Origin of the sequence: Flavobacterium nitrogenifigens (assembly GCF_003254565.1) — a bacterium.
GTDB lineage: Bacteria > Bacteroidota > Bacteroidia > Flavobacteriales > Flavobacteriaceae > Flavobacterium > Flavobacterium nitrogenifigens.
This window is the reverse complement of record NZ_QJRI01000182.1, coordinates 159,994-172,897: the sequence shown is the minus strand read 5'-3', so window position 1 is coordinate 172,897 and position 12,904 is coordinate 159,994. Positions and strand designations below refer to the sequence as shown.

12 protein-coding genes are annotated in these 12,904 nt (G+C 30.7%); 3 read left to right on the top strand and 9 right to left on the bottom strand.

The features are described from left to right. Window positions 1–19 precede the first annotated feature (19 nt). On the top strand, window positions 20–760 hold the full coding sequence (lptB, locus tag DM397_RS22435; protein ID WP_111379889.1) for an LPS export ABC transporter ATP-binding protein: 741 nt from the start codon (window positions 20–22) through the stop codon (window positions 758–760). A gap of 146 nt (window positions 761–906) precedes the next feature. Here the strand turns inward: lptB and DM397_RS22430 are convergent, their stop codons facing one another. Both DM397_RS22430 and DM397_RS22425 read right to left on the bottom strand, forming a co-directional pair. After that, on the bottom strand, window positions 907–1,761 hold the full coding sequence (locus DM397_RS22430; protein ID WP_111379887.1) for a glycoside hydrolase family 25 protein: 855 nt from the start codon (window positions 1,759–1,761) through the stop codon (window positions 907–909). 9 nt (window positions 1,762–1,770) lie between these two features. Further along, complete coding sequence (locus DM397_RS22425; RefSeq protein ID WP_111379885.1) at window positions 1,771–2,481, bottom strand: CDP-alcohol phosphatidyltransferase family protein; 711 nt, start codon at window positions 2,479–2,481, stop codon at window positions 1,771–1,773. 191 nt (window positions 2,482–2,672) lie between these two features. On the opposite strand from DM397_RS22425, the gene DM397_RS22420 reads away from it, so the two are divergent. Together DM397_RS22420 and DM397_RS22415 are read left to right on the top strand one after the other, a co-directional pair. Beyond that, window positions 2,673–3,740 carry a putative type IX sorting system protein PorV2 gene (locus DM397_RS22420; protein WP_239457901.1) on the top strand — a complete coding sequence of 356 codons (1,068 nt, stop codon included), beginning with the start codon at window positions 2,673–2,675 and terminating at the stop codon, window positions 3,738–3,740. Window positions 3,741–3,773: 33 nt separating this feature from the next. After that, window positions 3,774–4,910 carry a lipoprotein N-acyltransferase Lnb domain-containing protein gene (locus DM397_RS22415; RefSeq protein WP_111379881.1) on the top strand — a complete coding sequence of 379 codons (1,137 nt, stop codon included), beginning with the start codon at window positions 3,774–3,776 and terminating at the stop codon, window positions 4,908–4,910. A gap of 4 nt (window positions 4,911–4,914) precedes the next feature. Here the strand turns inward: DM397_RS22415 and DM397_RS22410 are convergent, their stop codons facing one another. From DM397_RS22410 to DM397_RS22380, 7 genes are all read right to left on the bottom strand, one after another. Beyond that, window positions 4,915–6,309 carry a sugar transferase gene (locus DM397_RS22410; protein WP_111379879.1) on the bottom strand — a complete coding sequence of 465 codons (1,395 nt, stop codon included), beginning with the start codon at window positions 6,307–6,309 and terminating at the stop codon, window positions 4,915–4,917. A 64-nt stretch (window positions 6,310–6,373) separates the two neighbouring features. Further along, window positions 6,374–7,714 carry an O-antigen ligase family protein gene (locus DM397_RS22405; protein WP_111379877.1) on the bottom strand — a complete coding sequence of 447 codons (1,341 nt, stop codon included), beginning with the start codon at window positions 7,712–7,714 and terminating at the stop codon, window positions 6,374–6,376. A gap of 15 nt (window positions 7,715–7,729) precedes the next feature. Beyond that, the gene (locus tag DM397_RS22400; protein WP_111379875.1) at window positions 7,730–8,818 is read right to left on the bottom strand and encodes a glycosyltransferase; all 1,089 of its coding nucleotides are present in this window, start codon (window positions 8,816–8,818) and stop codon (window positions 7,730–7,732) included. Further along, complete coding sequence (locus tag DM397_RS22395) at window positions 8,815–9,933, bottom strand: glycosyltransferase (protein ID WP_111379873.1); 1,119 nt, start codon at window positions 9,931–9,933, stop codon at window positions 8,815–8,817. Before DM397_RS22395 ends, DM397_RS22400 begins: the two co-directional genes overlap by 4 nt. Window position 9,934: 1 nt before the next feature. Next, window positions 9,935–10,915, bottom strand: a complete 981-nt coding sequence (locus DM397_RS22390) for a hypothetical protein (RefSeq protein WP_111379871.1) — start codon at window positions 10,913–10,915, stop codon at window positions 9,935–9,937. Window position 10,916: 1 nt separating this feature from the next. Then, a complete protein-coding gene (locus tag DM397_RS22385; RefSeq protein WP_111379869.1) occupies window positions 10,917–11,912 on the bottom strand; it encodes a glycosyltransferase family 2 protein in 996 nt (331 codons plus the stop codon). After that, window positions 11,909–12,898 carry an exostosin domain-containing protein gene (locus DM397_RS22380; RefSeq protein ID WP_162615509.1) on the bottom strand — a complete coding sequence of 330 codons (990 nt, stop codon included), beginning with the start codon at window positions 12,896–12,898 and terminating at the stop codon, window positions 11,909–11,911. The genes DM397_RS22385 and DM397_RS22380 overlap by 4 nt, the downstream gene beginning before the upstream one ends. Window positions 12,899–12,904: the final 6 nt, after the last annotated feature.

Sequence of the window (12,904 nt, the reverse complement as noted above, 5' to 3'; positions counted from 1 at the left end):
TAATTTTCACATTAAACAAATGAAGCTAAGAGCCGATAATTTAATCAAAACCTATAAAGGACGAAGCGTTGTAAAAGGAATCTCTGTTGAAGTAAATCAAGGGGAAATTGTAGGGCTTTTGGGGCCAAATGGAGCTGGAAAAACAACGTCTTTTTATATGATTGTGGGATTGGTAAAACCAAATCAAGGAAATATTTTTCTTGATGATTTAAATATTACTGATTATCCGATGTACAAACGTGCACAGCAAGGAATTGGTTATTTGGCACAAGAGGCTTCTGTATTTAGAAAACTTAGCATTGAGGATAATATCCTTAGTGTACTGCAATTGACTAAACTTTCCAAAGAAGAGCAAATTGCCAAAATGGAAAGCTTAATTGAAGAATTCAGCTTAGAGCACATTCGTACTAACCGAGGCGATTTACTTTCTGGAGGTGAGCGTCGTCGTACAGAAATTGCCCGCGCATTGGCAACCGATCCAAAATTTATTTTATTGGATGAGCCTTTTGCAGGAGTTGACCCGGTTGCGGTTGAAGATATTCAGCGAATTGTAGCGCAATTAAAAAATAAAAACATCGGAATCTTAATTACCGATCACAACGTTCAGGAAACTCTAGCAATTACCGACAAAACATACTTAATGTTTGAAGGAGGAATTCTTAAAGCTGGAGTTCCAGAAGAACTGGTAGAAGACGAAATGGTTCGTCGCGTTTATCTTGGACAAAACTTCGAGCTTCGTAAAAAGAAATTGGAGTTCTAGAAAAGTATTCAGTGGTCAGATTTTAAGTGGTCAGTTCTGAAAAAGCAAGAAGTAATCAGTTTTTTAGTATTCAGTTTCAAGCTGATCACTAAAAAACTGATTTTTTTTAACATGAAACTGATCACTTAAAATCTGACCACTGAACACTATTCTACAGTAATAAAATGCAATTGTTCTAAATCGCCATTGTAGATATTAACATCAACACGATGTTTGATTCCTGGCAGAGAAGCTTTTTCTGTAAACTGCCAAAACAGCCAATCATCTTCAATTTTTTCTCTGTAGAAATTGTAATTGGCAATCCAGAACAAATAATCTCCGAATTCTTCTTTTAAAAAATCCGAATAATACCTTTCTCCTGAATAAATGATTGGGCGAACTTGATAGTGTTTTTCAACTTTAACAAGCCAACGCTTTAATCCTTTTTTCAAACTATCTAAAGATTGATTTTTAGGCAATTTCTCGATATCTAAAACGGGCGGAAGATCTCCTTTCTGTAATTTTACTGTTTTGATAAAAAGATCAGCCTGCTCAATAGAATTTTCGTTTGGACGATAATAATGATAAGCGCCGCGCATAATTTTATTCTCTTTTGCACCTTCCCAGTTTCTTTTAAATTGCCTGTCGACACGGTCATTTCCGGCAGTTGCTCGAATGAAAACAAATTGAACAGGATATTTTTCATCCAAAATTTCAACTTCTTCCCAATCTACTTTTCCTTGAAATTCAGAAACGTCAATTCCAATTACCTTTCCTTTATGATTTTCGAGAACGCGAATATTTCGTACATCAGAAAGATGTTTATCCACCTCGTCTTCATCTAAAACCTTTTCTGTTTTAAAACCTAGATAATAAGCAAGTCCTTTGCGATAATGATAGATTAGTGCAATGAATAAAAGTCCGAAAAAAATCAATAAAAGTCCTCGAAAAAGTCTACTCAGAAAAGATCTTCCTGCTGGTTTTCTTGAATATGTTTTACGATAAGTCGTTTTTCTTGCCATTAAACAGAATTACTTTTTCAAAAAAAGATTATTAATGATCGACAGCAATACATAAAAAGCAATAATCAATGGAATTGCAATATACTGAAGAAAAACTATCATTAATACAGAAATAATCAAAAACACAATTTGAAGTGCATTTTCTTTAAAACTAAATTTTTTAATTTTTAAAGCAAACAACGGAATTTCAGCATTTAAAATATAAGCACTGCATAATGTGATTACCAATAAAACCCATTGATTGGTTAGTATTTCAAGAACCATCAAAGAATCTGAAAACGAAATAACCAAAGGAAGGCTTAAAATAAATAAAGCATTTGCAGGAGTTGGCAGTCCGATGAAAGAATCAGTCTGACGTGTATCAATATTAAAATTAGCCAAACGGTAACAAGATCCTAGAGTGATAATAAATCCTAAAAATGCAATTGCTGGATTTGTTCCTAACTCATGACCGCTGTTAAGAAACATGCTATACATAACATACCCTGGCGTCACCCCGCTTGTAACCATATCCGCTAGAGAATCTAATTGCAATCCAAGCGGACTTGAGACTTTAAACAATCTGGCAAAAAAGCCATCAAAGAAATCAAAAAAGATTCCCAAACAAACCATGTAAAAAGCCATTAGATAATTATTCTCGGACACAAAGACAATTGCAACGCAGCCGCAGAAAAGATTGATTAATGTAATTAGATTTGGGATATGCTTTTTAATATTCATAGCTTAAAATTTTGATAATGGCAGAGAACAAATTTAGTATAATAACTCGATGAAAAACGAGTTTTTTTGAGAGTTTTTTATTTCTAAGTACGACTTTGGGAATATTTAAGTAAAGGAACTTATTAGATGAGTAAAATATTATATTTTTGATGAAAATTTAAAACAGGCCTCGATCTGCAAAAACATATCAGTTGAAGAAATATTTAGTGTTTTTATTACTTTGGAGTTGTACTTTTCAGTATGCGCAAACCGTTCGGAAATATTCGAATGAATTTATGAATATTGGGGTCGATGCCGCCGCTCTAGGTATGGCGAGTGCCGTAACCGCTTCTTCAAATGATGTAAATGCGGTTTACTGGAATCCTGCAGGTTTGACACATCTTGAAGATCATCAAATTGCTTTAATGCACGCTAGCTATTTTGCCAATATTGCTCAATACGATTATATAGGCTACGCAAGTCCCATTGATGATAGAAGTGCATGGGGAATTTCGATGATTCGTTTTGGCGTAGACGATATTATGGACACTACGCAATTAATCGATAATCAAGGAAATATTGATTACAATAGAATCAGCCTCTTCTCTACTGCAGATTATGGTTTTACTTTTTCTTATGCGAGAAAACTGCCTGTTGAGGGATTTCAATATGGGGTAAATGCAAAAGTAATTCGAAGAATAATTGGGAAATTTGCCAATTCGTGGGGTTTTGGATTTGATATCGGACTTCAGTTTGAAAGAAATGATTGGAAGTTTGGCTTAATGCTTCGCGACATCACTACAACTTACAACGTCTGGAATATTGATGAAGAAGAATATGAAAAAATTGCCAATGCAATTCCAGGAGAGAACAATACTTTGCCAGAAAGTACAGAGATAACATTGCCAAAAGCGCAGTTGGGAGTTTCTAAAAGATTTGATTTTCATAATGAATGCAGTTTGTTAACTTCTGCTAATTTAAATATGAGATTTGAACAAACCAATGATATCATCTCCTCAAAAGCTGTAAGTATAGACCCAGCTCTAGGGTTTGAATTTGGTTATACCGATTTGGTTTTCGTACGAGCTGGCGCTGGGAATTTTCAGAATGTAACTCAGCTGGACAATACCGAAAAAGTAAATTTTCAGCCTAATATTGGTGTAGGATTTAGATATAAAGGCATACAAATTGATTACGCTTTGACCGATTTAGGAAACCAAAGCACTGCATTGTATTCTAATATTTTTTCGTTGAAAGTAGATTTAGGTATCTTTAGATAATAAGAAACCATAAAACATTTAAAATTTTAAATCATGAAAACTGTCATGTTCAAAAAAGCACTTTTTATTCTATTATTCTTAACCGGTTTTATTGGTTTCAGCCAAAGTTTGGCTTTATCGAAAGATGCTAAAATAAGTATTTTGACTTGCGGTCTTGGAAATGAAACGTATTCTTATTTCGGACATACAGGAATAAGGGTTTCTGATCCAGCAAACAATTTTGACGTTGTTTACAATTATGGAACTTTCGATTTTAGAACTCCTAATTTTGTTCTAAAGTTCGCTAAAGGAGATTTGCAATATTTTGCAACAGTGCATTCGTATGCAGATTTTTTTAATGAATACACTTATGAGAAAAGAAGTATTTATGAGCAGGAATTACTAATCTCTCAAGATTTAAAACAAAAACTTTTCAACCAGTTAAATGCAGTTTTAGATTCTGAAGAGCGTTATTACACTTATAAATTCATCGATAGAAACTGCACTTCGATGGTTGTTGATGTGGTGAATAAAACTTTAGGCGAAAATGTAATTATCAAGAAAGAAGATACAGACAAAACTTATCGTTCTATCTTATTCCCTTATTTTGATGGCCATTTTTACGATCAATTGGGCACCAGTATTATTTTTGGAACGAAAGTGGATCAAATGGGAACCAGAATTTTTCTTCCTTTTGAATTGAAAAACAGTTTAGATAAAACTACTTTCCAGAATAAACCTCTTGCTGCCAAAAGCAAAACTTTATTAGAGTTTACAAAAGAAACACCAAAATCTTGGTGGAACAATATCTATACATATCTTTTTATTCTACTTTTTGTAATATTTGCCAGAAACAAAACAGTAGATAAAATCTATTTTTTAATTCTATCTTTAATTGGGATATTCTTCGTGATTATGGGATTTTATTCATTCCACCAAGAATTGGCGATGAATTATAACGTATTACTTTTTAGTCCACTTTTGTTGCTTTTAGTTTTGTTTTCTATTTTCAAAAACAAACTATGGACTTATAGATTTTCACTAATTAACTTTGTGCTTTTAGTGATTTACTTTTTATTCCTAATTAATAAAGCACATTTCTTTATCACTTTACCATTGATTATTACAAGCGGAGTGGTTTTAGTGCGAACTGGAATTCGCAACAAAAAACCAATTCCAATTATAATCTAAAACATTATTGACCTCTATAGAATAAAACCGTAGTAATGGTTTTGAAGGTAATACTCAAATCGAGGAATATACTTCTGTGTTTGATATAATACAAATCGTACTGAAGCTTTATCAAACTTTCGTCGATCGATTCTCCATAAGAATAGTTAACCTGTGCCCAACCCGTAAGTCCTGGTTTAATTACGTGGCGCGTTGCATAAAAAGGCATTACGGCAGCAATTTCTTCAACAAAAAAAGGACGCTCAGGTCTTGGGCCAATTACACCCATATCTCCTTTTAAAACATTAATAAATTGAGGAAATTCATCAATTCTAGACTTTCGCATAAATTTACCAAACGGGGTAACTCTTTTATCATTATGAGTCGCAAAAACAGCCCCATTCGCTTCCGAATCCTCAGTCATAGTTCTAAACTTATAAATCTTAAAAACGATTCCATTTTTACCTACTCTTTCTTGAGTGTAAAAAAGACTTCCTTTATTAGCAAAAAGGTTACAAACAAAAATTATCGGAATAAAAATTAGACTAATCAAAAGTCCAACAATAGAGAATATAAGTTCTACAAATCGGACAAAAAATAAATATAATTTATTACTATTACTTCTGCTAAAAGGAAAAAATCTATAAAAATCTCGTTCTATATAGTGAACTGGTATTCGCTGTGTTTTGCTTTCATAAACCTGAGTATATTCGCGTATACTAATCCCCGATTCCAATAAATGAAGCAATTGTTGGTACAAATCGGGAGTAATTCCATCTGTTTTTTGAGAAGCAATGACAATTTCTGAGACATTATGCGTAAATACAAAACGTTCTAAATCTTCTTTCTTTATTTCACTTACATAATGAAAATCTAAAATTTCATCAGCGATAGAATCGGAGTTAACAAAGCTAATAATTTTATAATGGGGGTCTACATTTTCCAATCCTAAAACCAATTTCTCAACTTCACTCTGATCGCAAATCAAAACAACATTTTGAGAAAATCTATGAGAGGCTAAAAAGTAGCAATAAAACAAACGCCAAAGCAATAATGTAATTAGTATTGCAAAATAAAATATTACTATTACTAATCTTTGTTTTGGAAGTACAGGAGAGAGAACAGGAGTAAACAAATAAGCCAAAACAGTAGCCGTAGCGGTAAAAACGACATTCTGCAGAATCTGAAGATGATTGCTTGCTACCTGTAGATTATAGATTTCGAATATTAAGCCAAAAGCATAAAGATAGCTGATTAATAAAAGTATACTTAGCGAGCTACTCAAATCAAAGGTGAAATAATGATAATCAAAGATTGCGCTTAATAGATATAAAGCAAATAAAATAAAAACAGCATCGAAAGTAAGGAGTAATATCTTCCTTTCCGAAATTTCGAAATGCATTTTCTTTTTTGACAACATCACTTGTAGGTTTTAATTTGGTTAGGGCAAAGCAAATGTATCGTAAAAAAATATAACTAATCTATTAATTTTGTGTTTCTTCCGGGATTTTTATTTGAACTGAAAGAAGGCATAGTGCGTATACAAAAGCAGGAGCGGCAATTCGCATTGCTGCATGATTTATTGTTAAAAGCCAAAATATAAAAAATGATAGAAAATACAAATGCTGCTTGTTATTTTTATAACTCACAATTGGCGTAAAAAAAAGAATTAAAAATGCAAATACGCCAAATACTCCATGTTCTGCACCTAGCCTTGTAATTTCACTATGTGAAGCTACTTCCTGTCCTAATTCTTCAACTCTCTCATATTTACTCATTCCTGCTCCGACACCAAAAATAGGATTATTCAAAAACAAATTTATTTCTGCATTCATAACTTCTTCTCGACCCCCTAAACGATCTTTTTTCTCTCTCCCACGAGCGTCTTTATTGGCATATCTTTTCTCAATAAGCCCATGTGTTTGTAAGGAACTATAAGTCCATATTGCAATAGACATTAAACCCGTTAAAACAAAAACGATAATAAATTTACTCTTCCCTCTAGCGTTAGAGAAATAATAAACAACGGCAAAAAGACAAATAATCATTGCTATTGCAGTGAAAACCCCTCCTCTTGAAAAAGTCACAATACCTCTATAACTTATGAAAATAAGTAGGCTTCCATTAATAAAAATATCTTTTTTAGTTTTTGAAAATAAAATTAATTGCGTAAAAAAAACAAATATTCCTAATCCTAATATCGTAGAAACTTGATTAGGACCAAACCCTCCTGAAGTTGCAAAATTTGATTGAGTTCCTGTGACAACCTCTTTTATGCTTGGTGTGTATAAAAACAAATATATGGTAGTTGTTATTATAGGAAAACCAATTGATTTTAATATATTCTGTAGCTCATTAAATACAATCTTTCTATTAATCATATAAGTTGCACATATAGCTAAACAAAAAGGACCAGACAAATTAAAAGCCAAAATTTTTCTAATATTAATATCAAAGTTTGTTGTTTCTGTAGTAATTAAAACAGCCGGCAGTAGCAATATCAAAAAAAATGAATATATGAAAGCATTTTTAGAAAAATTGCTAAAAATCATACCGCAAATCATAAAAAAAATGACTAAATATTTAACATACTCATTGTTAAAATTCCCCTCCGTCATTCTTAAAAAAACCTCAACCCCTACCAAATAGGCACTGACATACAATACTTCATTGTTTTTGTTTTTATTTTTAAAAACAAAAAAAGCACCAATAATTGGAATCAGAAAAGCATAAATTTTGGACAAAAAAGGAAGCACAAAAACGGCAAATGCTATTACAATATGCAGAATAATTAATAGTGTATAATTAAATTTTATGTTTTTCATTTAATAAATAAAGGTTTATTTCGCAAAAGTAGTCAAAGATTTCAACCATGCGATATACCCGTTCAAAATTGATTTTTTACTAAAATTCTGTTCAACTATAGAAAACAGCTTTTCCCCCATTATTTTTCTCGTTTCTTCTTGTTCTATCAAATATTCAACAGCTTTTATAAATTGTTCTAAATTATTTGATTCTATCAATAAACCTTCTTGTGGAGATTGTATGATTTTTTTTACTTCCCCAACATCAGTTGCAACAACTGGTAAGCTCGACAATCCATATTCCAAAACAGCTAAAGGAAGTCCCTCCGAGTGAGAGGTCAAAACAGCAATTTTAGATTGTCTAAGTAAATTTTGTGTGTTATTCATCTCTCCATAGAAAAATACTGTTTCAGTAAGCTGAAGATCTTTTACTTTTTCTACAAGATTTTTACTATAGTCATCATGAAAATCTTTACCAATTAAATGAAATGACCATTCTGGGAATTTTTGATGAAGTACTTCCGCTCCATTTATCAATAGTTCATGATTTTTTTGTGGACGCAAATTGGCAACGCAAACTATTCTTCTACCATCAATTCCTTTTAGTTTAAAATTACTTAACGAATCTACTGATTCTAGTATAAAATTAGGGAAGTAAGAAACATTTGGGCAATGTAAATAATCTAGAGCCCATTTTTTCAAATAATCATTTACTGAAATAATTCCTAGAAATAAAAATGACGCTATTTTCAATATCAAGCTTTTTCTAGAATCTAAATCTTGAGAAACACCGAAATGATCATGCCATATAATTTTAACCTTTGGAACAAAAATTTTAGCTAAAGTAGCAATAAAAAATGACGAACTATGGGCATGAATTATTTCTACTTTATTCCTTTTTAGATAGCTAATTAACCTAGAAAGTGCTTTTGGATCAATACTTGATTTTTTTTTCAAAAATGAATATGACACTTTTTCATCTAAATAATCTAAAAGCAAACCTTCTTTACGAGTTGCTATTAGACCCGAAAATTCAACTTTCTCCGAAAGTGCGTTGGCATAATTCACCGCCATTCTTTCTGCTCCTCCAGTTTCTAAGGAATCTATTATTTGTACGATTCTCATACTTGCAACAATGCTTTAATTTCTTTTTCGAAAATATCACTTGTATATTTTTGCGACCAATTTAAAGCTAATTTGCTTTTCTTCGTAAACGTTCCTTCATTTTCAATTATTTTCGCAATTTGATTTAAATCTATATCTAAATTCATCTCTAACATAATTCCTCTATTCCCAAAATCTAACATCGATGGAACGCACGAAACTTTAGTAGCAATTGGGACACATCCCCAAAACATCCCTTCTGCAATTGCTTTGGGCCAGCCTTCACTTTTTGATGGCAATACAACAAAATTACTTTCTTTATAAGCATTTTTTAAAGTTTCTCTATTTTGATTTCCTTTTAAGAAAATATATTTCTCTAAATTGTTAGTCTGAATGTAATTTTCAAGATTTTTTTTTTCCAAACCATCTCCATATAGATCTAATATAACATTGTAACCTTTTTTAATTAAGCCTTCAATCAATTTTATTGCATACAAAGGTCTTTTCCCATCCACTAAACTTCCAACAAAAAGCAACTTAAAATAGAGATTAACAAAACTTTTATCAATTATCTCTTTTTCAGAATCAGAGTAAGTGGCAGTAAAAAAAGATTTGATATTTCTTGATTGATTTTTCCAATCACCGTAAACTAAAACTGTCATCTTTTTGGTCAAGAAAGTATTTTTTAACAAATACTTCTGTAATCTATATGTCCAAGGTTGTTTGCTATTTGGATCCCAGTTACCAGCATATTTAGCAGTTTTTATTTTATTTGGAAATAGAATTTGAACAAAACAAGCTATCAATCCCATATTCCCTGGGCATCTTAAATGAATATGATCTGCTTTTCTCATTGCCATATAGATATTCCAGAAAATAATCGGTAATTTATAAATTGATATTATTCTGCTTTTTAATGATGTAAAACTAAAATCCGGAACATTTCTAAAATCTATATTGTCGCACTGGTAGGATAGATCAATAGGCGAAATATTTCCATTTTTTAATGGAGCAACAATTGTTACTTTATTTACATATTTCAACCAAATATTCATTTCTCCAATATATGGCCCATAACCAAAATATTGATCATCTTTATGAATGTGATTTACATGTGTTATTATTAAAAAATTCATTCTAGCTTCTTTCTAGTAATCTTAAAATAACTTTTTGAGGAGCTAAATATTTTTCAAAATAATCTCGGCTTTCCAATTCTAAACTATGCTTAAAAGTTGGATCATGCATCAATTTTTTAATACTTTTTTGTAACTCGTCTTCGTTTCTAATATATAAAACATGCTTTTCATTCTCTAAATCTGCAGGCAACTCATTATAATGATGAGTTGTGATAATTGCTTTCCCAAGAGCTAAAAATTCTCCTAATTTCCAACCATGGCAAGAAAGAACGGCTGGTGTATTGAATACAAATGCAGAGTTTTTAATTTTTTCGATATAAATATTAAGCGGAATTTTTTTTGAATAAACTAATTTATCGAAACCTAAATTGTCTCCATTAGTTCTAGCGGCAAAGCCTCCTTCAAAAATAAGATTCGATTTTTTTTTACATGTTTCAATAAATAAAGCTCTATTCTCATTCGTTTCATTTTCTTTTTTCCAAATTGAATTCATAAAAAAGATTTCATTCAAAGAAGATTTTACATATTGATATTTTTTTAATTCCAGTCTTTTATATTGTCTCCAATAATTTGCTATAAACTCTTTTTTATTTTTAATGTTCTTTCTAAACTTAACAAAATTGAGAGTTAAAAAATACAATGTTTCAATTAAATTCCAGATTCTAACCCCAAAACTCGGACCAATACGAACTATTTTTTTTTCATAAGTAACCGGCAGGTCCTTACTGTTATAATTTATTTTTCCGTAAACATCGCACCATTCAAGTTCTGGTGTGCTAATTTCACTAGAATCTCTTGAATCTATAATTATTTTTTTTGATTGATTTCCTTCTTCAATAATTACAGCAAATGTTCCTTGACTAAATGCTGGAAACTTTGACACATTAAACTCAAAATTCTTATAAACCTCATTTAGTCCTTGAATATAATATGCATCATAGAATATATTACAAAGTCCATAAATGTAAATTTTTGTTTTCATTTTACTTTTTAGGTTTGTTTAAAATTAAACTAAAGCATCCAACAACTCGTCCTATGGCTTCTATAAAGGCTGCTTTTTTTTCAACTCCATTAATCACATTTGTAAATCGTATCAAAATCAATAAAAATGTAATAGCATTCCATTTCAAACGATCTTTCAAAATTGGATTAGGATTTTTTGTTCGCCAAACATACCATCCATTTCTTACTACCATTTTACCGTAGTGAAACTGGTTAGGTCTACCCGCAGGATCATGATAATGATTTAACTTTGCTTCTGTATTAAGGTATAATTTCCCTTTTTTAGCCAATCTTAAACAAAAATCTGCATCTTCATATAAACCATACCCTTCAAAATAAGTTGAAAATGAAAATTCTTTGAATACTGATTTTCTGAAAGATGAGACTCCCCCCATTAATTGTTCTGATTCGTAGATCTTACCGCTTGGAGGTAAAAATCCGACACTTCTCCCATGAGAAAAATTAGGTGAAAATCCTGGAGAAGTATTACTGTCTAAATTCAGTTTTTTTCTTAGGACAAAACGACTTCCATCTTTTCGTTTCCATCCATCATAATAAAATTCATTACTCTTAAACTTATAATTTTCAGGAATGATGTCCCACTTTATTTCATTAGCAATATAGCCTCCTGCTCCTAATGCTTCAGGAAATAAAAGGTATGTGTTTAATAAATTTTGAAAATAATTAGGTTCAAGGATAATATCATCATCCAAAAAACATACAATATCATTGGTAGGATCTAATTTGGAAATTCCAAAATTACGCTGTTTCGTTAATCCTCTTTCTTGATCCGAAACTAAAAAATATTTTAAATTTTTGAATTCCTTATTATCAAGGGCAAGTTTCGTTCTGTCATTAAGCGATCCATCAATAATTAAAATTTCATTTGGACATAAAACTTGATTTTGAACCGAAATTAACAATTTTAATAACGGCTCAGGACGCATATAAGTACAGATAATTAGAGAAAACTTCATTTACTTTCCAAATATTTATTACTAATTTGAACAAAATAATCGACCCTGTTTAATCTTTCCAATACTAATTTTCGATTATTCGTTTGTATTTCTTCAAGTTCTAATTCTGTTTTAGAAGAATGAAAGTTTAATAAGTCTTGAATTATCGAATCTTCTGAAACTATCACACAGTGTTTATTCCAGTCAATTAAATCTTCTAATGGAAGCCTTACATCAGTATTAATCAAAACAGGAATCCTACCCATTATCAATACTTCATAAAATCGAACAGAAAAATTTCCATTTCCCCGCAGGCAAAAAGTATATAAATTATCCTGAATATTTTTAAAAAACTCAAATGTTGTTTTCTCTTTATTTTCATTTCTTGCTCTATATTTATCTCTAAAAATAAAATCACTTTGAATTCTTTTATCTTTTTGAATTTTATAGAGAAGTTTATATCTTTTTTTACTTGCTGGATAAAAAGGATGATGATCTTCTGGATATCCATATCTTAAATTAATGATCCCCCTTTTTAAATAAAGAATAAACTCTTTAAGGAACTTAGAAAAAGAACCGTTTGCATTGCCTACAAAACCAATAGTTGGACTTTCTTTTTTGGGAAGTACAAAAAAATCGTTTTTTAAAATTTTATTATACGGATCATTCACAAAGGAAGGCAATATGCAAGTATTAATTGGCAACTTCGAATTAAAACCTCCCATTCTAAAAGTCAAAACATTTTCATTCTTAAAAGTAAATCCAAAATCGCCTGCTGTATAAATCCAAATTGGTATTTTATTTTGTGACATTTTTGCAATCCAATTATGAAAAAAATTGCTTTTATCGTTTTTTAAAAAAGAAACAACATCTAAAGGAAAAATTGCAACATCTGCTTGAGAAAGAGAATCTGTTAAAATAAAATTTGATATTGCATTATTATTATTTGGCTGATAAGCCATATCAAATAATAAAGGAAATATTCTTTTTCTATTATTCTCTTTCAAAAAGCT